21 protein-coding genes and 1 tRNA gene are annotated in these 24,348 nt (G+C 40.0%); 10 read left to right on the plus strand and 12 right to left on the minus strand.

Annotated elements, in window-relative coordinates:
• Window positions 1-152 precede the first annotated feature (152 nt).
• The gene (locus BUW93_RS01275) at window positions 153-701 is read left to right on the plus strand and encodes a lipid-binding SYLF domain-containing protein (protein ID WP_232778295.1); all 549 of its coding nucleotides are present in this window, start codon (window positions 153-155) and stop codon (window positions 699-701) included.
• A 60-nt stretch (window positions 702-761) separates the two neighbouring features.
• Here the strand turns inward: BUW93_RS01275 and BUW93_RS01280 are convergent, their stop codons facing one another.
• Window positions 762-4,352, minus strand: coding sequence for a metallophosphoesterase family protein (locus BUW93_RS01280; protein WP_157893274.1), 3,591 nt, complete (start codon window positions 4,350-4,352; stop codon window positions 762-764).
• 269 nt (window positions 4,353-4,621) lie between these two features.
• Here BUW93_RS01280 and BUW93_RS01285 point away from each other — a divergent pair, with 269 nt between their 5' ends.
• Window positions 4,622-6,022 (plus strand): sugar porter family MFS transporter, encoded by a 1,401-nt coding sequence (locus BUW93_RS01285; RefSeq protein ID WP_081208423.1) that lies wholly within the window; start codon window positions 4,622-4,624, stop codon window positions 6,020-6,022.
• Between the two features lie 51 nt (window positions 6,023-6,073).
• Here BUW93_RS01285 and BUW93_RS01290 read toward each other — a convergent pair whose 3' ends face one another.
• Window positions 6,074-6,523, minus strand: coding sequence for a nucleoside deaminase (locus BUW93_RS01290; protein WP_081208425.1), 450 nt, complete (start codon window positions 6,521-6,523; stop codon window positions 6,074-6,076).
• 93 nt (window positions 6,524-6,616) lie between these two features.
• Between BUW93_RS01290 and dxs the strand changes: the two genes are divergently transcribed.
• Both dxs and BUW93_RS01300 read left to right on the plus strand, forming a co-directional pair.
• Complete coding sequence (dxs, locus tag BUW93_RS01295; RefSeq protein WP_081208427.1) at window positions 6,617-8,395, plus strand: 1-deoxy-D-xylulose-5-phosphate synthase; 1,779 nt, start codon at window positions 6,617-6,619, stop codon at window positions 8,393-8,395.
• Between the two features lie 49 nt (window positions 8,396-8,444).
• Window positions 8,445-9,488 carry a DUF3078 domain-containing protein gene (locus BUW93_RS01300; RefSeq protein WP_081208429.1) on the plus strand — a complete coding sequence of 348 codons (1,044 nt, stop codon included), beginning with the start codon at window positions 8,445-8,447 and terminating at the stop codon, window positions 9,486-9,488.
• A 2-nt stretch (window positions 9,489-9,490) separates the two neighbouring features.
• Here the strand turns inward: BUW93_RS01300 and dgt are convergent, their stop codons facing one another.
• The 5 genes from dgt to BUW93_RS01325 form a co-directional block, all read right to left on the minus strand.
• Entirely contained in the window at window positions 9,491-10,837 is a 1,347-nt protein-coding gene (dgt, locus tag BUW93_RS01305; RefSeq protein ID WP_081208431.1) for a dGTP triphosphohydrolase, read from the minus strand.
• A gap of 210 nt (window positions 10,838-11,047) precedes the next feature.
• Window positions 11,048-11,995 (minus strand): ribonucleotide-diphosphate reductase subunit beta, encoded by a 948-nt coding sequence (locus tag BUW93_RS01310; protein WP_081208433.1) that lies wholly within the window; start codon window positions 11,993-11,995, stop codon window positions 11,048-11,050.
• 255 nt (window positions 11,996-12,250) lie between these two features.
• Window positions 12,251-12,604 (minus strand): DUF4870 domain-containing protein, encoded by a 354-nt coding sequence (locus BUW93_RS01315; protein WP_081209481.1) that lies wholly within the window; start codon window positions 12,602-12,604, stop codon window positions 12,251-12,253.
• Between the two features lie 13 nt (window positions 12,605-12,617).
• The gene (locus BUW93_RS01320) at window positions 12,618-13,442 is read right to left on the minus strand and encodes a DUF4412 domain-containing protein (protein WP_081208435.1); all 825 of its coding nucleotides are present in this window, start codon (window positions 13,440-13,442) and stop codon (window positions 12,618-12,620) included.
• A gap of 198 nt (window positions 13,443-13,640) precedes the next feature.
• Complete coding sequence (locus BUW93_RS01325; RefSeq protein ID WP_081208437.1) at window positions 13,641-14,216, minus strand: DUF3109 family protein; 576 nt, start codon at window positions 14,214-14,216, stop codon at window positions 13,641-13,643.
• A gap of 242 nt (window positions 14,217-14,458) precedes the next feature.
• Between BUW93_RS01325 and BUW93_RS01330 the strand changes: the two genes are divergently transcribed.
• Complete coding sequence (locus BUW93_RS01330) at window positions 14,459-15,040, plus strand: MarC family protein (protein WP_081208439.1); 582 nt, start codon at window positions 14,459-14,461, stop codon at window positions 15,038-15,040.
• A 208-nt stretch (window positions 15,041-15,248) separates the two neighbouring features.
• Window positions 15,249-15,842 carry an NAD(P)-binding domain-containing protein gene (locus tag BUW93_RS01340; protein ID WP_081208443.1) on the plus strand — a complete coding sequence of 198 codons (594 nt, stop codon included), beginning with the start codon at window positions 15,249-15,251 and terminating at the stop codon, window positions 15,840-15,842.
• On the opposite strand, the gene BUW93_RS01345 is transcribed toward BUW93_RS01340, so the two are convergent.
• The 4 genes from BUW93_RS01345 to BUW93_RS01360 all read right to left on the minus strand — a co-directional run bounded on the left by BUW93_RS01345 (window position 15,834) and on the right by BUW93_RS01360 (window position 18,821).
• A complete protein-coding gene (locus BUW93_RS01345; RefSeq protein WP_081208445.1) occupies window positions 15,834-16,139 on the minus strand; it encodes a hypothetical protein in 306 nt (101 codons plus the stop codon). The two genes, BUW93_RS01340 and BUW93_RS01345, sit on opposite strands and share 9 nt — an antisense overlap.
• Before the next feature lie 9 nt (window positions 16,140-16,148).
• The gene (locus BUW93_RS01350; RefSeq protein ID WP_394334619.1) at window positions 16,149-17,741 is read right to left on the minus strand and encodes a S41 family peptidase; all 1,593 of its coding nucleotides are present in this window, start codon (window positions 17,739-17,741) and stop codon (window positions 16,149-16,151) included.
• Window positions 17,738-18,169, minus strand: a complete 432-nt coding sequence (locus BUW93_RS01355; protein ID WP_081208447.1) for a deoxycytidylate deaminase — start codon at window positions 18,167-18,169, stop codon at window positions 17,738-17,740. The genes BUW93_RS01350 and BUW93_RS01355 overlap by 4 nt, the downstream gene beginning before the upstream one ends.
• A gap of 64 nt (window positions 18,170-18,233) precedes the next feature.
• Entirely contained in the window at window positions 18,234-18,821 is a 588-nt protein-coding gene (locus BUW93_RS01360; RefSeq protein ID WP_081208449.1) for a HupE/UreJ family protein, read from the minus strand.
• A gap of 370 nt (window positions 18,822-19,191) precedes the next feature.
• On the opposite strand from BUW93_RS01360, the gene BUW93_RS01365 reads away from it, so the two are divergent.
• From BUW93_RS01365 to BUW93_RS01380, 4 genes are all read left to right on the plus strand, one after another.
• Window positions 19,192-20,904 (plus strand): Na/Pi cotransporter family protein, encoded by a 1,713-nt coding sequence (locus tag BUW93_RS01365; RefSeq protein WP_081208451.1) that lies wholly within the window; start codon window positions 19,192-19,194, stop codon window positions 20,902-20,904.
• 369 nt (window positions 20,905-21,273) lie between these two features.
• Window positions 21,274-22,740 carry a copper-containing nitrite reductase gene (nirK, locus tag BUW93_RS01370; RefSeq protein ID WP_081208453.1) on the plus strand — a complete coding sequence of 489 codons (1,467 nt, stop codon included), beginning with the start codon at window positions 21,274-21,276 and terminating at the stop codon, window positions 22,738-22,740.
• Window positions 22,741-22,750: 10 nt separating this feature from the next.
• On the plus strand, window positions 22,751-23,545 hold the full coding sequence (locus BUW93_RS01375; protein WP_081208455.1) for a formylglycine-generating enzyme family protein: 795 nt from the start codon (window positions 22,751-22,753) through the stop codon (window positions 23,543-23,545).
• Entirely contained in the window at window positions 23,532-24,143 is a 612-nt protein-coding gene (locus tag BUW93_RS01380; protein WP_081208457.1) for an SCO family protein, read from the plus strand. The genes BUW93_RS01375 and BUW93_RS01380 overlap by 14 nt, the downstream gene beginning before the upstream one ends.
• A gap of 123 nt (window positions 24,144-24,266) precedes the next feature.
• On the opposite strand, the gene BUW93_RS01385 is transcribed toward BUW93_RS01380, so the two are convergent.
• Window positions 24,267-24,348 (minus strand) — tRNA-Leu (locus BUW93_RS01385).

Consider the following 24,348-nt stretch of genomic DNA (forward strand, 5'->3'; position numbering starts at 1 on the left):
TGAAAGAAAAGAAATCACACGTGGAGATGCTGCAAATTGGTGTGGAATTCCACAGTTTGTTGTAGAACTCCTTATGAGATTGAATATAACAGATGCTTAACAGCAGTTGTGATCGTAAATCCTTAATTTCAGTAAAGTATAATTAAAAAGTAATGATGATGAAAAAATTGCAATTAAATTTCGTTTGTAGTTTCCTCTTCGCTTTGTTATTTATTAGCACAGGGATTGCCCAGAGTGAAGATCAGGAACGATTAATAGATGACGCAGAAAGAGCTAAAACCGCTTTTGTAACCGATAACCCTGAGTTGGAAGAACTATTTGATATTTCTGCCGGATATGTAATCTTTCCCAATGTAGGAAAAGGAGCTTATATTTTGGGAGGAGCAGCCGGAAACGGTGTGGTTTATCAAAATGGAAATCTTGTTGGTTTTGCTGAATTGAGACAATTGGATATTGGGTTTCAGTTAGGCGGCCAGGCTTTTAGGCAGGCTATTCTATTTCAAACCCAATCTGAATTGAACAAATTCAAGGAAGGGAATTATAAGCTTTCCGGTAATGCATCTGTGGTAATAATTGAAGAAGGTAAAGCTAAAAGTGTAGAATTTGAAAACGGAAGAGCTATCGTGACCATGCCAAAGGCAGGAGCAATGATAGAAGTTTCTGTTGGAGGTCAGAAATTTGATTATAAAGACCTCAATTAAGAAATTCAATCTCAAAAAAAACCGGAATGTATTACATTCCGGTTTTTTTGTGTAAAAGCTTTAAAAGTTGAATCCAAGGCTAAACATAAATCTGTTGCCATCATCCCCCAGGTAATACCCGAAATTTGCAGTTAAAGCGTTAAAGCCATTTATAAAGATTGAACCTCCATAATTGTCATGCCAGTCGTTAGACTCTGCCTCATCACTCCATACTCTTCCGTAGTCATATCCGGCTGTTATCCCGAATCTAAGTGGAATAAAATCTGTTCGTACCTTTGAAAGTCCTACCCGAATATCGGTGCTGTGAAAAAAAGCAGTTTTCCCATTAAAACGTTCATTGCGATAGGCTCTAAGACTGTGGTTACCGCCCAGGGTAGCTCCGTGATAAAATTCATAATTATCCCCGAAGATCATTTCCCCGCCTACTTTGGTGGCCAGGGTAGCGATTCCGCTGGAATGAAGCGGATAATTTATACCTAAAGAAGGTTTAAGATAGCCGAATTTATTATTGTGCTCATCGATATTGGCCTTGTAGCCTGTGGTTAGACTAAAATCAAGTCCGCGGCTTGGGAAGGCGGGATTGTCCTGATTAAAATAACGGTAATAGATTTCGGCACCCCCGTATAGTTGATGGTTAAAAAGTTCGCTATTTTCATCAAAAGTCTGTCCTACAAATTCATTTTCGTTATAGGCTACTTCCATGGATTCCAGTATACCTTTCAGGTGAAAACTGCTACCACGATTATTTTCTCTTATCAGAGAAGGGGCAAAACTTATTTGCTGAATCCTCACCCGGTTAAAGTCCATATCCACCAGGTCTTCGTCATAAAAACTATCATTACCTGTTCCGAAGTAATTTAAGGTGTAATTGGGGCTGGTGTATTTTGCTTCAAGTCCCAGGTTCCAATTGGGGAAGATATGTGCAAATTCCCCGGTATATTCTGCAGAAAATCCATCGGTAGCAAAGAAATAATTAAGGGAAAGGCTGTGTTTTGCCGTGAAGGGGTTTCTGGCCAGGCCATAGGTGGTGTAGGTGTTCTTAACACCCATTTTAAAACCTGCATCGGGATCGAAGCCTATGCTGGGGAATAACACATTGGTTGAATGTTTGCGTTTCGTGGGATCATAGTTATTAATATCATAATTATCGGTAAGCATTTTGGAACCGGTCTTTCCAAAACTGTTCTTTTTACTTTTATAATCATAGATCTTTGTTTGGCGCGGATTATCAAAATTATAGGTATCATTGTTCTTGCCACCTACAATTTTAAGTTTAATCAGGTCATTTCCTTCTCCTTCTACTTTAAAATCGTCTTCACCTTCCAGGCCAAAGATCCATATCTCTTTGGTCTCTGAGGAAGAGTAGGCTCGTTTAAACTCTGAACCGTCACCTCCCTCTACCCGGATTTCAGTTATGCCATTAGGCTTTCGGGTTATAATAAATAAATCGTCCTTTTCGGTGGCGGTAACAATATCGTGTTGTGTAAGGAACTTATAATAGCGCTTAGCGATATCTTCTAGATTACCTCGTCTGGCTTTAAGAGCTTTTTTAATATTTTCTATGCTTGCATCCCGGGTGTCTTCGGGCAGTGCCGCAAACGCTGCCTCAATTTTTTCATCGCTCAAATTTTGCTGAATATATTTCACCTGTTCTTCCCATTCGGGCCATTTGGCATTTCTTATAAAAGCTTTGTCTAATGGATATGCTGCCTTGTTAAACCACTTTATATCGGCAAGATCTGGTTTAAAACTCTGAAAGGCTCTGGTTTCAGGAAAACCAAATTTCAACAATCTCACCATAAGGCCATCATATTTTGAAAAGGCCTGATCGCGATCCCTTGGAATTGGTTTGTACATTTTAACCGAATCGTTTTCTTTAAATTCGGCCCAGCGCCACTGGTCTTCGTGCCTGTCCCAATCTCCAATGAGCATATCGGCAAGCCGGGCGCGTATATAAGTGGGCTCGTGTACGTAAATGTTCTTGGTTTCTCTCAACTCAAGCAAAAGATCAGAAGTACTAAGTATATCATCAGCATTTCCAAAATCTTCAAACTCCTTATTGTGATCCCCAACGTGCTCTTCTAACATATAAAGCTTATCTCCATAATCTTCGTTATAGATATTCAGGTTTTCTTGCTTCGGAACATAATAAAGTTTTGGATTGGCGTGATAAATATCAAGGTCTTCCATGATATCATTAACTGCAAATGGCGCATATGGGTGGGCCGTGGTGTAAAAATCCTGTACGATTCGTTCTGCAACTGTGTTTTGCATATAATCGTAGATATAATGTCCCGGAATATTTCCCTGAATAAATCTGAGGGCACTTTTTCTGATTTCTCTTAGTGTAAATTCATTTTCATTGTCGTCGCGTAACCGAAGGGAACGCGATTGCCGACCTCCACCTTCATTGATGGCAACGGGGTTTCCCGGCAGCGTATCTATAAATAATACCGGTACTTCTATTTGTTTAGCATAAATTTGTCGGTAATGTTCACCCCATAATTTTTTGTAAGCATAAGACTTATTTACCTCTTTTTCGGTATAAACCGAAGCTTTGAAAGTAGCTCCAAAATCTTCTTTGGAATGATAAGTAACCTCCTCCTCACTAATTCTCTCCCGCTTGATAGTCTGAGTGTGCAAAAGCTGTGGTCCCGAAGCCGTAGCCTCGTAAAATTCTACCTTTGAACTGCCATCTTTATAAACATTTAGTTTAACGAACCCGGTTTTCTTTGAGGCAAAATCCTTATCGCCTTCAGGTTTTGATCTTTGGAGTTTACCTAAGGCCCCACTTATGATCTGGGGGGTATTGTCATCTTCTATATATTGCAGATTTCTGTCGTTTCCAGAAACAAAGATCACATCTTCAAACTGTCGGGAGAGGGTTTCCAGCCTGTTACGTAATTCTTGCCGTAGTGGATTTTGGTAGGATTGCTCGGTAAAACCGGCAATTTTATTGATAAAACCATGCCGGGTGTTAGACATTACAGGATGGTGAATACTCACAATTATAGTTTTTCCCTGCTCATCTTTTAATTCATCTTTAAATTCAATAAAAAACTGCTCTCTGGTTTTGATCTCGCATTTATCGTTAATGTATGGATGATTGTCCCATTCTTCCAGAAACCATTGTGAATCTACCATCACCAGGCGAACATCATCGTTTAGATCCTCCCCTTCAATAGGGCAGCCATCATTAGGCCAGAATTCTGCTTCGCTGTTATCCTGAAGAAAAGACTCCATATCGTCCAGGTTTTGGTGGCCTTCTTTGTTCCATTCGTTTACGCCAGGGGTGTAAATGATATTACCGTTGAAACCTTCCAGAGGTTTCATAAGTCTTTCTTTTAAAAAATCTTCTGTTTCTTTACGATCTTTCTTTTTTGGCGGATAACCTCCTTTTGGGGTAATATTTCCTACAATAACAACTGAAGCTTCCTTATCAGATTGTGAAGCCTCATTTATTTGCTTCAGAATTAATCCTGAAGAGTGGGAATCATCAATTCCTGTATTTGCAGTAAAATAAACCGAATGGGAAATTTTCTTATTATTCTGGATCTCCTGGGCAGAAGAGTTTATAAAAAATAGAACCATCACGTGGCATAACAGGGCTTTACCAGGGGTCTTAGTAATCCTAAAAAATCGGTTTTTCATAGATTCAGAGCTTGAATTAATCGAGGTCAACTTTAACATTTTTCAAGTTTCAGAAAAAAATTTCTGCAATCCATAAATTTTAACTGATTATAACATTTTAAAATATTGGTCTTTAAATTTTAATTTAAACTATAAACTTTAAATAATTCGGAATCCAAAGCCCTTTTAAGCGAGTGAAGTACAATTCGTTAACACAAATATGCACTGCTGAAAAAAGCGTGGAATTAATTGATAATTCTTATCTTCACCCACCCTAAATAAAAAAGCTCATGCATAGTAAATCTTATCTGATTTTAACCACGATTGTTTCAGCCCTGGGAGGTTTATTGTTCGGTTATGATACCGGAGTAATAAATGGCTCCCAATATTATTTCAGCCAGTATTTTGATCTTGATGCCGTGATGAAAGGTTGGGTTGTTGGAAGTGCCCTCCTGGGATGTTTTGTAGGTGCAATAATCGCCGGACCTATTAGTAATTTTATGGGGAGAAAGTATTCACTTATCCTCTCAAGTATACTCTTTTCTCTCTCGGCCTGGGGCTCTGGCCTTCCCGATTTCCTTCCGCAGTCGGTGTCTTTACTGGTGGTGTTTAGACTAATTGGGGGGTTGGGAATAGGACTTGCTTCTATGAATGCGCCCACTTATATCGCAGAGATCGCCCCCGCAAAAATACGAGGTACCCTGGTTAGTTATTATCAACTGGCCATCGTAATTGGCTTTTTTGTAGTTTTTCTGGCTACCTATTTCATAGGAAGTTCTGCTACAGAAGCTGAAAATATTGAAAACGGCTGGCGATATATGCTCTGGTCTGAACTTATCCCCAGTCTCTCCTTTTTAATCCTTCTGTTCTTTGTGCCTAAGAGTCCGAGATGGCTGGCCTTAAAAGGATTGAAATCCCAGGCCTTAGAAGTGCTTACAAAAATTCACGGGAAAGAGGTGGCTAATATTGAAATACAGGAGATCGAGAAATCCCTGAAGAAAGAAAAGAGCGGCTTGAAAGTGAACATTTTTGCCAAAGGGATATTTTCTATTATAGTGATAGGGACTGTGCTCTCAGCCCTACAACAATTTACAGGAATTAATGCCGTGCTTTATTATGGTGCCGATATTTTTGAGAAAGCCCTTGGCTTCGGAAAAGAAGATGTACTGGCACAACAAATTCTGTTGGCGGGGGTAAACCTTGTCTTTACCTTTGTTGCGATGGCTACCGTAGACCGCTTTGGAAGAAAACCTTTACTCTATATAGGTTCTGTTGGGATGATGGTTGGTTTTCTCCTGTTAGGAGTTTCCCTAATGACCGGAAATGTTGGTCTTGTTTCCCTAATTGGGGTGCTATTGTTTGTAGCAGCATTTGCAATGTCTATGGGACCAGTGGTATGGGTGATTCTTTCCGAAATGTTCCCTAATAAGATTAGATCTATTGGGATGTCTATTGCCGTAGCGGCACAGTGGGCAGCCAACTATGTAGTGTCACAGTCCTTTCCAATTGTTGCTGAAAGTGATTTAAACAATAGTGATTTCTGGAGTGGATCTTTACCTTATTTTATCTTCTCCTTATTTATCCTGGCGATAATATTTTTTACAATGAAATATATCCCGGAAACAAAAGGGAAATCTTTGGAGGAGTTGGAAGATATGTGGGATATTCCTGAAGAATTGAAAAAGGCCTAAGGTTTGAAATATAATTCAATTAAAAAGCACTGCCGTTTTAGGTGGTGCTTTTTAATTTAGGTTTCTTCTTTCAATAAAGAATCGCTTTAATAATGCTGAAGCTTCTTTTTCGAGAACCCCTTGTTTTACCTGAGTTTTGGGATGAAGTTTCACCCCATTTTTACGGTAACCACGCTGTTGGTCTTCAGCCCCGAACACCAGTTTAGATATTTGACTCCAGTAGAGAGCTCCTGCGCACATCTGGCAGGGTTCCAAAGTGACATACATCGTACAATTAATTAAATATTTTCCGCCTAAAAAATTGGCTGCTGCGGTTATAGCCTGCATTTCGGCATGAGCAGTTACATCGTTTAAGGTTTCGGTTAAATTGTGGCCGCGGGCGATTATTCTGTCGTTAATTACCACCACGACTCCTACAGGTATTTCTCCTTTATCATAAGCAATTTCAGCCTCTTCAAGGGCTTTTCGCATAAAGTATTCGTCGTCAAAGGGACTGAGCATTATTCCAGTATTTTTTCGAAAGATAAAAATAATAGAGCGTTTGTATTTAAAATGCTTACCATAATTACAAATTCATAACTTAACTTTGCGCGCATGGCAACACCTTTATTAAATACAATAAACAGCCCAGAAGACCTGCGAAAACTGCCACAGGAAGACCTTTTTGGTTTGGCTGCAGAGCTTCGTAAATTTATTATAGACATTGTTGCCACCAAAGAAGGTCATCTTGGTGCCAGCCTTGGGGTGGTGGAGCTTACTATTGTTCTGCATTATGTATTTAATACCCCGGAAGACCTCCTAGTATGGGATGTGGGGCACCAGGCCTACGGCCATAAGATTCTAACAGGACGCAGGGATCAGTTTCATACCAACCGACAATTAGGCGGAATTAGTGGATTTCCGAAGCGCTCAGAGAGTATTTTCGATACTTTTGGTACGGGACATTCTTCTACCTCTATATCAGCCGCACTGGGAATGGCTATTGCTTCAAAACTTGAGGGAAATAAGGAAAAACAACATATCGCTGTGGTAGGCGATGCATCGATAGCCAGTGGAATGGCTTTCGAAGGACTCAATCACGCCGGGGTGACCGATGCTAATTTATTGGTTATCCTAAATGACAATGCAATAGGGATTGACCCCAGTGTAGGAGCTTTAAAACAATACCTTACCCGGGCCAGGGTGGGCTATAAACCCAAACAGGATAATATATTTGAAGCGCTTAACTTTCAGTATTTTGGACCGGTGGAAGGTCATGATATTTCTGGTTTAATAAAAATTCTCAGGAAACTTCAGAAGATAAAAGGACCTAAATTCCTGCATGTGGTTACCACCAAGGGAAAAGGTTTAAAAAAGGCTGAAGAAGACCAGGTGAAATATCATGCTCCGGGTAAATTTAGCCCTGAGACCGGGGAGCTTTTGCCTAAAGGAACAGAAAATTTACCCTTAAAATACCAGGATGTTTTTGGACTTAGCCTTGTGGAACTTGCTGAAAAAAATGAGAAAATTATAGGGATCACCCCGGCTATGCCCACGGGTAGCTCTCTTAAATTTATGATGCAGGCTTTCCCAGATCGGGCCTTTGATGTTGGGATTGCCGAACAACACGCGGTAACTCTTGCTGCCGGAATGGCTACGAGAGGGTTTCGGGTTTTCTGTGCGATCTATTCTACTTTTCTGCAAAGGGCTTATGATCAGGTTATCCACGATGTTGCCATACAGAATCTCCCGGTTATATTTTGTCTTGATCGTGCAGGCCTTGTAGGTGAGGATGGAGCGACCCACCACGGAGTGTTTGATATCGCCTATCTGCGGGGGATTCCGAATTTGATTATTGCTGCTCCATCCAATGAAATTGACCTTCGAAATCTGCTTTATACCGCCCAATTAAAACTAGATTCTCCCCTTGTAATTCGATATCCGCGGGGCAGGGGTCAATTGACAAACTGGAGGCAAGCTTTTGAAGAATTAGAGATTGGGAAAGCTAGCTGTCTAAAAGAAGGCAGAGAAGTTGCTGTGCTGAGTATTGGGAATATGACCAAAAATTCTAAACTGGCTATAGAGGCTCTTAAGCCTGAGCATAAAGATAAGGTGGGGCATTTTGATATGCTTTTTGTAAAACCTTTGGATGAAGCATTACTTCATAGGGTTTTTCAGAAATACAAAAGTATTATTACCGTGGAAGACGGGGTTGTGAAAGGAGGTTTTGGAAGTGCGGTTTTGGAATTCGCTGCGAAAAACAGTTATCATATGGAAATCAGGTGTTTAGGGATTCCTGATGAATTTATTGAGCATGGTAGGCTGGATGAATTACAAGAAAAGTGCGGAATAAACGTTGAAAATATACGTGAGGTGATTTTATCTCAACTCTGAATTTTTTATTTTTGCGAATCCGAATAATCCGAAGAATCCAAATTATCCAATGAAAATCCAAATCCTGAGTTTTTTGGCGTGCCTTTTTGCGCTAAATGCTTCTGCCCTGTCGTTATATCAAACAATTCCCGATACCATAAAACCATCTGATACTATTAAAGTTGTAAAACCTGAACCGGTTCAGGATACACTTTCGGTGGTTTTGGATACCATAAGCTTGGAGCCTCCAATGGTTGTTTTCTGGACCGAAAAGAATGCAATAGGCCTAAACCTTAACGAAGTGGCTTTTATAAACTGGAACGCCGGGGGGAACAATTCCATATCTGCCCTTGTACACGGAAATTTTGAAAGAAACTATAAGAAAAAATTGCTTTCCTGGAAGAATCGTGTGTCCTTTAAATATGGATTAAACGCCCAGGAAGGACGGGAGGTGCGAAAGACCGATGATGAATTTAGATTGAATTCTTCTTTTGGGTATCGTAAAGACTCGCTTTCCAATTGGTATTATTCGGCTAAATTCGATTTTAATACTCAAATTGCTAATGGGTATAAATACCCCGAAACCGATAAACCGATCTCCAAATTTATGGCGCCGGGGTATCTCTTTTTAGGTGTTGGTAGTCAATATTCAAGTAAGGATGAATCTCTGGATGTTTATATCTCCCCGCTTACCCAAAAATCTACTTTTGTCCTGGACCAGCGCCTCGCAAATGAAGGGATGTTTGGGGTGCAGGAAGCACAATATGATGATCTCGGGAATTTGGTTGAAGAAGGAGAAAACGTGAGAACAGAAATAGGGTTTTTGGTAACCAGTAATTTTACTAAAGAGATAATTACCAATGTGAAATTGGAAAACAGGATAAGTTTATATTCAGACTACCTCAATAAATTCGGAAATGTAGATGTGGACTGGGAGGTAAATGCCGACCTTAAGGTAAATGATTTCATAAGAGCAAATATTGGTACGAATCTGCGGTATGATGATGATGTAAAATATAAGGAAGATACCAACGGAGACGGCGAGCTGGAAACTTTTGGTCCCCGGGTGCAGTTCAAACAGTTACTAGGTATTGGCCTAATCTATGAATTCTAAGCCTACAGGCTTAATCCCTTATACCTTTCAAAGGAGGCCACGGTTAATCCGTCGGTTAGTGATGCGGTATAAGAACATATTTCCATAAGTATTTTATATACCGAGGTTTCCTCCTGCAAGTGCTGAAGCTTAGGCACCGATTTTAGTACAAGTTTGTTGAAGTTCGAACTCTCCTCTTCCTGAGTCGGTAAAAGAGCTTTTGTATAAGTATCCAGAAGATATGAAAGCATCTTATAGCCGGCAATTTCTTTGTTGATCACTTCTTCGCTCTGGTATATGCGCTCAATGCTTATTTTTATAATGTCTTTGATCTGTGCTTCATAACCGCTTTTGTCAAATAAGGCCTGGTGGAAGTTTCCTGCCAGAATAGCTTCTTCGTTTTGTAAAAAGGTCTCCACGGCTTCAGATATAAGAGTGTTTATTGCCAGTGCCCGTAGATAGGCAAGCCTGTCTGAAGTATTTTGGAGTGTATTGTATTTCTGAGTGTTGATATTGTTTTTAACTAGTTTTATAAGGTATTCCAGGGCATAATCTTCATCTATGAGTCCTAAATTAATACCGTCTTCAAAATCTATAATGGTATAACAAATATCATCGGCTGCCTCAACCAGAAATGCCAGGGGATGCCTCGCATAACCCAAATTTCCATCTTTCCCTGTTTGAATTAGTCCTAATTCCTGGGCCAACTCCTGAAAGCTGTCGCGCTGCAACTGGAAAAAACCGAATTTCTTATCGGCGATATTAGAGGTGGGTTTATGCGGAAGGGACTCTTTAGGATATTTGGTAAAAGCCCCAAGAGTGGCGTAAGAAAGTCGGAGCCCACCGGGGATTCCCGGTCTTGTTTCGGTTAGAATTTTAAAACCATTAGCATTTCCTTCAAATTTTACCAGGTCGCGATATTCTTTTTCTGTAAGTTGTTCTTTGAAGCGTTTGCCTTTATCATGACTAAAATATTCGCCAATCGCCTTTTCTCCTGAATGCCCAAAAGGCGGGTTTCCAATGTCATGAGCCAAAGCCGCCGCTGCCACGATAGCACCAAAATCATTCATTTTGTAACCATGAATTGTTTCCAGATGCGGGTGTTTCTCAAGGATCTTCTGTCCTGCCAGACGTCCCAGGGAGCGACCTACCACAGAAACTTCTAGGCTATGAGTAAGGCGGGTATGAACAAAATCGGTTTTAGAAAGAGGGATAACCTGGGTTTTATCCTGTAAACTCCTAAATGCAGAAGAGAAGATTATGCGATCATAATCTACTTCAAAGCCAAGGCGGGTTTCATTTTGTTCTTTTCTAAGGCGTTTATTGGTGTCTCCAAAGCGTTTTAAGGAGAGAAGATGTTCCCAGTTCATCATTTGTGTTGGTGTTTGAGCTCAGTAGGTTGCGCAGTCTGGTCAAAAATAATAATTCCAAAGACTTCCGGGGCTGGAATTAAGGCTTATTTTCGTTTGTTTTTAAAGGGAATTGAATTTTAGGAGAATCTTGATTAAAATTAAAACCGGGGGGTGTTTTAATAATAGCTCAAAAAACGCCACGTTGGGGGTCGTAGCGTTTTTGAGGCATTACAAATCAGTTTTAAAACTGATTTTATCAGAATCTTTATCTATTTTCTTTCCTGCCTGTTGAAATTTGCCTACACGTTGTTCGGCCAGGCTCGGTCGTCTGTCTGCTTGATCAGATGTTTCTTCTGTATTCTTTTTACAACCAAATTTTTCAAAAAGATTATCGCTAAGCAATTTTAGGTACTGCTCCATATGTTCCACGGGCATTCCTATTAGATTAACCGGTAAACTTTGTAAGAGAAAATCTCCTATTAAATTTTCTGTCTCCAGGATGATTTCTCTTATTTTTTCAGGAGAGATATCTTTTTTGATCTTTTCTGAATAGAGGTGTATGGCCAGGTCACGGTGATAGATTTTATCCCGTGAAATGAGTTCACAATAATAGTTGAATCCCGATAGGTCTTTACGTTTTTTAATCCATAAAAGGGAAGAAAGTGCTGCCGGAAAGAAAATTGCATTCAAGGCAGCAGAAGCAACCAGGGCTTCGGCCAGGGAACCTGAACCTGTCCAGTTTTTGATGCGATTTTCAACAATTTTTAACTGCGGATTAATTTCAGAAAAAAGCCTTTCTTCGGTCTTTGGTCTTTTCAAAAAAGCTCGGGTGAGCATGGAAAAACTTTCGACGTAAACATTTTCTGAAACTGCCTGAAAATCAAAACAGAAGTTCGCTTCGGGGGTATCCCCCTTAAGTTTTCGGGTTATATTCCGGGAGGCAAGGTTTTGAGAACCGGCAAGGAAGGCCATTAAGTTCCTCAGGAAATGAACCTCGTTGGTGTTTAACTTTTGTACTTTAATTTCCAGTTTATGGTCGGAAATATCGGTGTGTGGTGTCCAGAAACGGGACGCCATTTTTTTATACCAATCCCAAATATCGTGGTGTTTAACAGGGAAAATGATGAAACGATTTTTATCGTCTTTCAGCGTGGTTTCCTGCAGGGATTTTGACATATTTTTTGGTGCGAACCTTTTTGGTTTCCAGGCTCACGACAAATATGATGAAATGTTTTGAAAATCAGCTAAATAAAGTTTAAACGTTTTCAACAAAGTTTTCAACACGCTGGCTTGATAAACAGTCTGAAATCTCCCTTATAGCAGTTGTTTCTCTCGAATTACCCCATAAATGTTGATAAATAAAGAATGAAACAAGTGTTAAAACTGATCAATAGGCAGGTGAACAGGATTAATTTTGAAAATTTTATTTTACTAAATATTAGCGAACCACTTTTCAAACTGGTGCCCAAGTATGGGAACCGGTTTTGTTTTGTAATTAACTGCATTAATTAGCCCCATAATCCATAAATACAGCAGGAATATGGAACCCAGAAAACTTAATATCCAACCTAAAATAGGGATCATTCCTATAATGAAAAGGCCCAGGCTAATTAATACCAGGCCCAGGGATTGTTTAATATGAAACGTGGCAAATTCATCTCTTTTATCATTATTCAAAATAAAAGCTATCACCAGTCCGATTATTGTTAAATAAGCAATTATGGCTATTGTTTTCGGATCAAAAGTGCCTTTAGTTTCGTTGGTATGTGCGTTTGTGTTTTCCATGGTTTCCGGTTTTTTATTTGGCTGCACCTAAGGCTGCATAGTTTTCTTTAGTTATAGTAAAAGATTTTTGCTCCAACCCGGTACAACGCATATTCACATTCCGGTCGGGGTTTTTCTTGTCTAGCATTTGCATTTCCATCATTAAAGCATCGCCGTCTTCCAGCCAGTTAGCATTCCAGCCTTTTGGGATATTGCTATTTTTATCACTGTACATATTGGCAAAACTAATAGGTGCTTCTTGTGTGAGGTAGAAGGTGAATTTGTGTTCTTCGGTTTCGGTTTCATAGCCCTGGCATTCATAGCCCAGGATGTTTTTTGTTCCTATTTTCTTTAATTCTGAATTTTCATAGGGATTGGTATCGTCTTCGGGATTGGTAAGATCTTCTATTTTGCTGGCGGTTATAAAATTATTGTCGCCCGATGAGAAATACATAATACTGAGTTTCCTGTCCATATCCAGTACCATAAACATGCCTTCGGCTTGAGGCATACGCATCCCAAAATAAGGGGCGTTTTCTTCTAAAAGATAGGTCATGTCTACCTTCCCATCTTTAGTTTCCATATTTAACTGATACTCCCAGTTAAAATTATAAGCGTTTGGAACTTCGCTAATATCAACGCGATTGGCACCCATGGGGATCGGACTATTTTTTAAGTCGGTCTCCCACATTTTATTGAGGGACTTATTGGCTTCATGCGCCGCCTTGTCTGAAATATTTTCTGTTACCGCATGTTCAACCTTTTTCTCAACTTTTTCCTTTAATTTTTTTAAGAACTGGGCCTCCATAGTGGAGATACAAAAGAGAAGTGAGAACCCCAGGAAGATTAATTTTTTCATGATTTTAAATTTTAGATTATAAAATAAATTGTTGGCCTTTAAGATTAAGGGTAGGGGCAAAATCTAAAATAGGTAGGGCTATGTAAGTACCGAAGTAGGGATAGATTCGGTTTGTATTGGGGCGAAAAATCGAAAGTTGAAGATAAGAAAATATTTCAGAACAAGAAAATAAGATGCTGAAAAACAGGGCTTTAAGGCTTATTTTTCCTTTTGGATTTGTTGTGCGGTTTCTTCGAGCTCCTCGTACCAGTCTTCCCCAAATTTCCTGATTAATGCATCTTTAGTGAATTTATAAATGGGCACCTGGAGCTCTTTACCCAAACTGCAAGCATCATCACAAATATGCCAGTGGTGATAATTTACAGCAGAAAACCGGGAATATTCCTGTACTCTTACCGGATAAAGGTGGCAGGAAACGGGTTTTTTAAAATCGATAAGACCCTCGTTATGGGCTTTCTCTATGCCACAAAGGGCGGTGCCTTTATAGTCGAAAGTGACATAAGCACAATCGGCGCCTTCGATAAGCGGGGTTTCGAGTTCGCCGTCCTCTGTGGTAATATAGGTTCCCTGGGTTTCGATGGCTTCTACGCCTTCTGGTCTAAGAAAAGGCTTAACTTTTGGATAAATCTTTTCCATAATTTCACGTTCCTCTGGTTCTACCGGGGCACCGGCATCTCCGTCTACACAACAGGCCCCTTTGCAGGCCGAAAGATTACAAACAAAATCTTTGTTGATAATCTCTTCTGAAACTATGGTGTTCTTTATCTGAAACATGCGGCAAAGATAATTGATGAAATTAGTTTCTGAAAAAATCTATGAAAAAATAAATGTATTAATCTATTAAGGAAAAGCGTAGGCTGCCATCTGCCTGTCTCGCGGAACTAAAAAAGATGATAAATTCTATTTAAAATCGGATGGAAATTACAAGGGAAAACTTTATAAAGAATTAATAAACAAAACCTTGGCAGCTTGTTTTTTAAAATTACTTTTGCACAAAATTTTTCAAATCCGGAGTTATGTGGAACCAATTAGACCTAAAGCAGATCTTTACCGCGGGAATGATACTTTTTGCGGTAATTGATATAATTGGGAATATCCCGATTATTATAGACCTTCGCAAAAAAGTTGGTCATATTCAAAGTGAAAAGGCCTCTATTGTAGCGGGAATTTTAATGATCGTATTTTTATTTCTGGGGAAAGAAATACTTAATTTAATCGGCATCGATGTAAATTCTTTTGCGGTTGCAGGTGCTTTTATATTGTTCTTTCTGGCTTTAGAAATGATCCTTGGTATCAGCCTGTATAAAGACGATGAGCCCGAGACGGCTTCTATTGTACCCCTGGCTTTTCCGTTAATTGCGGGGGCGGGTACAATGACTACTCTGGTTTCTATTCAGGCTGAATATGAGACCATTAATATTATTGTGGCCATCTTACTCAACCTAATCGTTGTTTATGCAGTGCTGAAAGCTTCAGCCAAAATTGAAAGAATTTTAGGAAGCCAGGGTATTAGTGTAATTAGAAAGGTATTTGGCGTGATATTGCTGGCTATTGCCGTTAAATTGTTCGCCACTAACATTCAGAGTTTATTTGTATGAAAATTTTAATTTACAGTATTATTTTACTTGCTTTAGTCCTTATTGGCTATAGTTCTACTATCCTTGATTTTCATAACTTATTGGAGGGAGATAGTGCCAAAGCTGGAATGGCAATTATTGCCAGTTTATGCGTTATCGTGTTAATGATTATTCTTCTGCTCTCCCGTAAAATCCATAAGAAACAACACGAATAATCTAGGATTTTGAGGTGATTATAATTGGCGGAGGAGCTGCAGGATTGTCTTGCGCTTTAATCCTGGGATCTGCACAGGATAAAGATTTTGCAAGAGATAAAAACGTGGGCATAATTATGCACCAAAAAACCTCACATCTGCAAACAGCCCTTCTTAATAATGTGCTGGGTCTTCCTGCTGGTACCCCGGGGGCTAAGATCCTAAAAGATGGTCCAAAGCATTTAGCAGAGAACTATCCCGGAGTGGTACAGATCCAGGGGGAAAAAGTAAAGGAAATTGAGTCTCAGGATGAAGGCTTCAGCGTAAAAACCAATAAGAACTCTTATTCGGCTAAAAAAGTGGTAATCGCCGTAGGCTATACTAATACAATAACTATAAAAGGTCTTGAGGAATATATTATTCCGCATAAAAAAACAAAGCCAGATAAAAATCGTATTCAGCTTAAGAATGAAGATCACCTGGTGAAATCAGGTTTATACGTTGCCGGTACCCTTTCTGGCTGCCGAAGTCAGTTTGCAATTGCTTGCGGAAGCGGAGCCAGTGTAGCTACCGATATCTTATCCGAGTGGAACGGGGAACATACTAAAATTCACGATAAATTAGTCTAACAGGAAATATCCGATGAGCATAAGCGGTACCGAAATGAACATCAGGATTATGAAAGCGCGGTGTAATTTTTTGTAAAGCAGTGCTATTTTAAGTTTTTTGGTAAAATCTAAATCGGGATGATTGGAGATCTGGTGTTTGATACATTTATCAGAAACATTGGAACTGGTAACAAGTATTTCCTTCTGAAGAAATAATAAAGCACTGTTATCCAACAACCTGAAGCTTACAGCGATTATGAAGAAAAACAGGGGGGATACAATAAGGAAAATTACGAAATTTTCATAGAGTTCGTTCACTGATGCAATTTATTGTTTTTTCTCAGACAATTCAATTACTTTTTCAATTATTTTATCTCCATTATTTATCAATTTCTCAAAAGCGTCTGTGCCGTAGAGCTGTGCGGCCATTGTAGCTTTCAGGTATTTTTTAAGGACATCTTTATACCGGTAAACCCTCACGTTGATATTTTCGGTTCTTCCAAACTGAAGGAAATCCCGAATCATTTCGTCACTAATTTCTATTTCCTGGTTAAAATCTTCTTTGGCAAGAGCATTATAGAATTTTCGGTTTTTTTCCAATTCATCAAATATAAAACGGCTCATCATGCCACTTTTATGCATCAGGATAATATTTTCCATTTCGGCATTGGTATCCCGGCCCACAAACACATCGGGGATAATACCACCGCCGCCGTAAACCACTTTGCCTTCGGGGGTTTCATACCTTAACGAATCGTTTACCTCTATGCTGTCTATACTTTTAAATTCCCCGTTTTCATACCGGTGAACATAGTCCTTAAAATAGGTTTCGTTTCCGTTGTCATATGGTTTTTGAATAGAGCGTCCGGTAGGGGTGTAGTACCTTGCAATTGTAAGTCTCACTGCGCTGCCATCTCCCAATTCCATTTCCCGTTGTACAAGTCCTTTCCCATAAGATCGTCTTCCTACAATGGTGCCTACATCGTTATCCTGAAGCGCTCCTGCAACCACTTCGCTGGCCGATGCAGAATTCTCATTTATAATAACATACACGGGAGCATTTTCAAAATCGCCTTTGCGATTGGCATAGGTCTCTTCAATAGCGCCACTTTTATTTTTGGTGTAGAGTATAAGTTTGTCGTCTTCGAGAAACTCATCAGCGATATTGATTGCTTCGGAAAGATAGCCGCCGGGATTGTCGCGAAGATCCAGCGCGATTTCTGTAGCCCCTTGCTTTTTAAGCTTTTCAAGACTTCTTCTGAATTCTTTAAATGTGGTTTCTGCGAAGCGGTTTATCTTAATATAGCCTAACTTATCCGTAAGCATATAAGCAGCATTTACACTTTTAATTGGGACTCTTCCCCTGCGAACATTAAAGGTAAGCAGGTCTTTTATGCCCTGGCGGAGTACTTTTAAGGTTACCTTCGAATCTTCTTCCCCTTTGAGGTACCTGGTAAGTGAGTCGTTGCTTATATTCTTGTTGAAGAGCTGAGCATCATCTGCATAAAGAATGCGGTCTCCTCCACGAATTCCTAATTTTTCGCTGGGGCCACCTTCCAGGGCCTGAATAACCACCACCGTATCGTTTACATTATAAAAACTCACGCCAATACCCACAAAATCTCCCTGCATATTTTCGGTCACATTGGCATATTCGGTTTGAGGAATATAAACTGAATGGGGATCGAGGTTTTCCAGGATCTTGTTTACCGTAATATCAACAATGCTGTCGGTGTTCACATCGTCAACATATTCATAATCTATGTAATCTATAAGTTTGTTGAGTTTTTCCTTCCTGGGATTGGAAGAGAATAAACCTTCGGAAGAAGAGGAAAAGTTAAGCTGGGTCCCGAGAAATATTCCCAGGGCACAGGCCATTGCCAGTAACATTGGCGTATATATTTTGTAATTTCCTTTCAATCTTCCAGATCGTTTATTTGTTCAAGTTCCACTCCTGCTCTGCTTAAGAACTCCAGGCCTGAGTTGTCTTTGTAATCAATATGATAAACCAGGCGGGTAATTCCCGACTGATGAATAAGTTTGCTACACTCTTTACACGGAGACATGGTAATGTACAAAGTTGCACCCTGGCAGGATTGGGTAGAGCCCGCTACTTTTAAGATAGCATTGGCTTCGGCGTGTAAAACGTACCATTTGGTGTATCCTTCGTCATCTTCACAATAGTTCTCAAAACCGCTGGGAGTTCCGTTATAGCCATCAGAGATTATCATTCTATCTTTAACAATAAGTGCGCCAACCTGTTTGCGATTGCAATGAGAAAGTTTGCTCCATTCCCGGGCTATTCTTAAATAAGCCTTGTCAAACTTAAGTTGTTTTTTCTTATTCATAGTATTCAGACTAATAACCCATTGGGTTTTAAAATGTTGTGAATGTGATTAACTGGCTAATTTATTAAATAGCCAGAAAATTTTCCTGGAGTATGGGCAAAATAATTCCTATAACTATAGAAGAGACCACCAGCACCCAGTCCCGCTTCGAAACCTGGAAGACATTCTGGGCGATAAAAGCAAGAATCATCACAGCAAGTACCACGATAATTTGTGCAGATTCTATTCCAAGAGCAAATTCTAAAAGGGGGAGGAAATAGCTGTCGGTATTAGAAGCTACCATCTTAAAATAACTGGAAAAACCGAGTCCGTGTATCAACCCGAAAAAAATCGTAGTAAAAAACAGCAGGTTTGCATTTTTATTGCGCTCTTTCCGTCCAGCGGTAAGTACGTTATAGATAGCTGTAACAATAATAGTGACAGGGATTAAAAGCTCTACCCAGCCTGGGTCTACTTTTACAATTTCATATACCGAAAGAAAAAGAGCCAGGGTGTGACCTATGGTAAAAAGAGTTACCAGCCAAACGATCCTTTTCCAGCTGGTAAAACTGTATGCAGCTACCAGAACGATAAGAAAGAGTATATGATCGTAGGCCTGCCAGTCCAGAACGTGTTCCAAACCAAGCCTGAAGTACAACCAAAATTGGGACATAATATTAGGGTTATGAAGTGTCCGAAAGTACAATATATTGGCTAAATGACAAAAAGTGCCGGAATGATAATATTCTGAAAATAAGAGAGATTATTCCAAGCGCTCCCTCCACCTTAAGATTATATGTTATAAATGCTCAAAAGGGACATTTTCCTGACTATATCGTGAACAATAATAAGCGGCTTATATAGACCGGGTTGTTCTCTTCCTACAAAATGATGGACTAAAACAATATTTCCTTCTCCTTAAAAGATTTATTTGTTTTGGAAACTTGAACTATACTTTTTGATTGTTATTCCCTATTGAATTGGTGAAAGTTAGGCTTTTAAATCTATTAGATTAAGTATCTTTATTATATGCAAAATTAGATATGGAAGCTACCAGTTTTGATTTCTGGATGTTCGCAGCAGGCCTCGGAATATTTCTTTTCGGGATGCATCATCTTGAGCAAGGGCTTAAAGGTTTAACCGGCAAGGCATTTAGAAAATTGCTCCAGCGTTTTACCAACATGAGCTGGAAAGGAATAATAACCGGAACCATAGTGACTGCCATTTTACAGAGCAGCTCTATGGTAACCCTGTTGGTCCTGGCTTTTTTGGGTGGGGGAATGATAGGCTTAAAGAATTCTCTTGGAGTGGTGTTAGGGGCCAACCTGGGAACTACTTTCACAGCCTGGATGGTGGCTGCCCTGGGTTTTAAAATGAATATTGCCGATTTTTCTTTTCCTTTCCTGGCCGTGGGGATATTAAGCTATCTGTTCTTTAATTCCAGACCGGTTCTTAAAAGCCTCGGCGGTTTTCTCGTTGGTTTTGGGCTGCTTTTCCTGGGGCTAGATTATATGAAGGACTCTATAGAAAGTATCGCGACCCAGGTAGATATGACTAAAATTGCGGTTTATGGCCTGTGGGCTTTTCTTTTAACCGGAATCGTAATTACTGCTATCTTACAATCAAGCTCAGCCTTAATAGTGATTATTTTAAGTGCGCTAAATGCCCAGCTTATTGATATTTACCAGGCCGTCGCGCTAATAATTGGTGCTAATATTGGTACTACGGCTACCATGATTATCGGCTCCCTGGGTGGTACCGCCGATAAAAAAAGATTGGCAATTGCTCACCTGATTTTTAATCTGGTCGCCGGCATCTCTATTTTTTTCTTTATAGAGGAACTGGTGAATCTCACCTATTCTTTTTTTGGTATAGGAGACCCATTGATGGAATTGGTCCTGCTGAATACTCTTATCAACCTCTTCGGAATTCTTTTGTTTTACCCTTTTCTTAAGCCATTCACTAAGTTTCTTAAAAGCCTTTTCGCTAAAGCCGTTCCCAGGGGAGAAACCTTATTCGTTAAAAATATTCCTACTGAAGTTCCCGACGTAGCCATAAAAGCACTTGATAAAGAGCTGGATCAAATATTCCTTTATACTGAAGAGTTTATTCTCGATTGTTTTCAACTGGGAGCTAAAGATAAGAATAGAGAATCCCAATGGAAAAAAATATTCAGCAGCGCCACAAACCTCACCAGGAAATACGAGAAAATAAAGCGTTTGGAAGATGAGCTCACCGTTTATTACGCCCAACTCCAGGAGAAAAATCTTAGCATTGAGCAGGCCCGGCAACTTACGGCTGGTATGATGGGCTTACGATCTATGATCTATGGGGCTAAAGATATTAAGGATGTCATGCATAACATCAGGTTTATTCTGGATAGTGATGATAAACTGGGAACCGAAATTCTTAAACGTTTAAGTAGGCATATGAGTCTTCGATTAAAGGAAATTCATGAATTTATAATTGCCGGGGAGATTGCCCCGGAATTGCAAGCCAGCCTTCCTGCCGGCTGGTTAAAGGAAAACGAAGTGTTTTATAATGAGACCATAAGCTACCTGTATGAGCATTTAACCCACCGGGGCAAAAATGCGGTACCCTTTTCTACCTTAACCAATGTGATCAAGCAAAGTCATTCTTCAATAGATAATCTATGCAGTTCCATTATCTACTGGAAGTTAGAAAAGGGAACAACTCTGGACAACTCTGAAGCAGTGAAGCTGAAGCCGGAGACAGAAGATCAGGTTAAGTCTTAGCCTGACATCCTGGCCACGATAAAAATTGCAAGTAGAACACTTCCCAGAAGAAACAGAAATTTCAACAGATTTGCTACGCGATCATCTCTCATTATGTTTAGATTTAGAATTCTCTATAACATAAAGTAGGTCTGCGGGGAAAATTAAATATACAAAAATCATAGTATAAGACCTGAAGTTTTAAAGCGAATTACTTTGGCAAGGGAAGAGCCAAAACGGGGAAGAAAATTGAGATTAAAGTGAATTTTATACTTTTTAATGCCCCGTTTTTAAGTATTTTTTTGAGTTGGTCTAAAAATTATATAGATTTAACAATAAACAAGTCTTAATTTTGACCAAAAAATTACTTAGCTACTAACCAATACAATTATGGCAAAACCAAATTTTAAGTTTAAATCTACTTCTATCACCTTATTACTTAGTTCTATTTTAATAGTATTTGCATCTTGTAAAAATGATGATGAAGATACCAGGGAGGCTGAAGACATCAAAGTGAGTCAAACCATGAATGCTGAATTGACAGCCCCGCCACAGGTTCCCAAACCTACGGGAAGGCGTAAAGCAAAAAAGCTGGTGGTGGACATGGAGGTTATTGAAGAAGAAAGTGAAATGACCGACGGGGTAAAATATGTTTATTGGACCTTTGACGGCACTGTTCCTGGAAGTTTCATAAGAACCAAAGTTGGGGATGAGGTGGAATTTCATCTAAAAAATCATCCCGACAATAAATTACCGCATAATATAGATTTACATGCCGTAAATGGCCCAGGCGGAGGCGCCGAATCTTCTTTTGTGGCGCCTGGCCACGAAGTTGTTTTCTCTTTTAAAGTATTGAACCCCGGCTTATATGTATATCACTGTGCCACGGCACCGGTGGGGATGCATATCGCCAATGGCATGTACGGTTTGATCCTGGTAGAACCAGAAGAAGGCCTGCCCGAAGTGGACAGGGAATATTACATCATGCAGGGTGATTTTTATACCAAAGATGAATTTGGAGAGCCCGGTTTACAGCCCTTTGATATGAAAAAAGCTATTGATGAAGACGCAGATTATGTAGTATTCAATGGAAAAGTAGGTGCTATGACCGGTGATAATTCGCTTACTGCTGAAGTGGGTGAAACCGTTAGGCTTTATGTGGGTAACGGAGGACCAAACCTGGTGTCCTCCTTCCACGTGATTGGAGAAATTTTCGATAAGGTTTATGTTGAAGGCGGAGATCTCGTCAATGAAAATGTTCAAACCACCTTGATTCCTGCCGGTGGTGCTGCTATTGTAGAGTTTAAAATCGAAGCCCCGGGAGAATATATCCTGGTTGACCATTCGATTTTCAGAGCATTTAATAAAGGCGCCCTTGCACAAATTAAAGCCGAAGGGGAAGGAAATAAAAAGGTGTTTTCAGGAAAGATCGAAGAGGGTATTTATCTGCCTGAAGGTGGAGGCATTCAGGAAATGCCGGTGGATGAAGAAGAATTAGCGGCTTCCCGACCTTCAGAAAAACCAGATTTGCAAGAAAAAATGGAGCTGGGTAAAAACGTTTACGGTCGTACCTGTGTGGCCTGTCACCAGGCTAGCGGACAGGGAATACCTTCGGTTTTTCCTCCCCTTGCTGAGTCTGATTACCTGAATGAAGATGTGAAAAGAGCTATTGATATCGTGCTTCACGGAAAATCAGGAGAGATTACGGTAAATGGAGAAAAATATAATAGTGTGATGACTGCCCAGAATATAAGTGACCAGGAGGCTGCCAATGTGCTTACTTATATCTATAACAACTGGGGAAATAATGGCACCGAGGTTACCGAAGAAATGGTGAAAGCTCAGCGAAGGAATTAAAATAACCTATATGTATAGATTTATCCTTTCAGGGATGTGTCTTTTGATGATTTCCGCGGGTTTTTCCCAGGAATCAGAAATGGCAGCAATAGAAGGGGGCGCTTACATTCCTCTTTATGGAAACGATTCGCTGCCGGTAAGTGTTGAAAACTTTAAAATAGATAAATATCCTGTTACAAATAGGGATTACCAGAAGTTTTTGCTGGAGAATCCCAAATGGAAAAAATCTGAAGTCAGGGCCTTATTCGCCGATGGCCGGTATTTAGCCCATTGGCAGGATGATAGCCATTTAAAACCTGATGAACTGGAGGATGCTCCCGTGACCAATGTCTCCTGGTTTGCAGCCCGGGCGTATTGCAAATGGCGGGGAAAGCGCCTGCCAAGCCTTGATGAATGGGAATATGTGGCCATGGCCGATAAAGTAAGCGCCGATGCGCGAAAAAAGGATGGTTACAATGAATTTATCCTTAGCTGGTATGAAAGACCAAAATCTTTTCACCAAAAGGTGGGAAGTACCTATAAAAATTACTGGGGGGTTTACGATATGCACGGGATGGTGTGGGAATGGACCTCCGATTTCAATTCGGTAATCATTTCGGGAGAAACCAGGCGCGATGAAAACCAGGATAATAATCTTTTCTGCGGAAGTGCAGCCATTGGTTCTTCCGATCTTATGAATTATGCGGCCTTTATGCGTTATGCCTTCCGAAGCAGTGTAAAGGGAAATTATTCCATAAGAAACCTGGGTTTTAGATGCGCACAGGATAGTAACGAAAAAGAAAATTCAGCAAATGAAGCTTTATAAATTGATGCTCCTTAGCTTTCTGCTATTAGGGGTTTCCTGCAAAAATGATAAAAACAAAAGCGAAGAAACCGAGCCGGTGGCTCAGGCCGAAACCGAAGCCCTACCGGAAATGAGTGTTTTTCAACTTCCGTCATCCTGGACTACTCAGGAAGGGGAAGATATTCAATTGGAGGAACTGCGCGGTGAGGTGCTCGTTATGGTGATGATCTACACTTCCTGTCAGGCTGCCTGCCCCAGGCTGGTGGCAGATATGAGAAACATTCAGAAAAAAGTTTCAGAAGAAGCTAACGAAAAAACCAAATATGTTTTTGTAAGTATAGATCCTGAAGTAGACACCCCCAAACGCTTAAAAACATTTGCCAAAGAGAATAAAATGAATAATGACCAATGGTTGTTTCTTAGGGGGAATAAGGACGCTACCAGGGAATTTGCTGCAGTGCTGGCCGTAAATTATAAACGCATCTCTCCAATGGACTTTTCTCACTCCAATATTATTAGCGTTTTTGACAAAGATGGGGTGCTGGTGCATCAAAAAGAGGGCTTAGGGACCGATGATTCCAAAACCATTGAAGCTATTGAGGAGCATGCTATCGATTAATTCATCGCTTCTGGTCGTCTTCACAAAGAAAATTTAGAGATAATCAAAATTTGTATTTTCGGGTACAAAACAAAAAACCTGCATTAGCATTGATTTTTACAATGCTAATGCAGGTTTTAAAAGTACTCGAGGTGGGAATCGAACCCACACGACCGAAGTCACTGGATTTTGAATCCAGCGCGTCTACCAATTCCGCCACTCGAGC

The sequence above is a fragment of the Salegentibacter sediminis genome (assembly GCF_002078605.1).
GTDB classification, from domain to species: Bacteria; Bacteroidota; Bacteroidia; order Flavobacteriales; family Flavobacteriaceae; genus Salegentibacter; species Salegentibacter sediminis.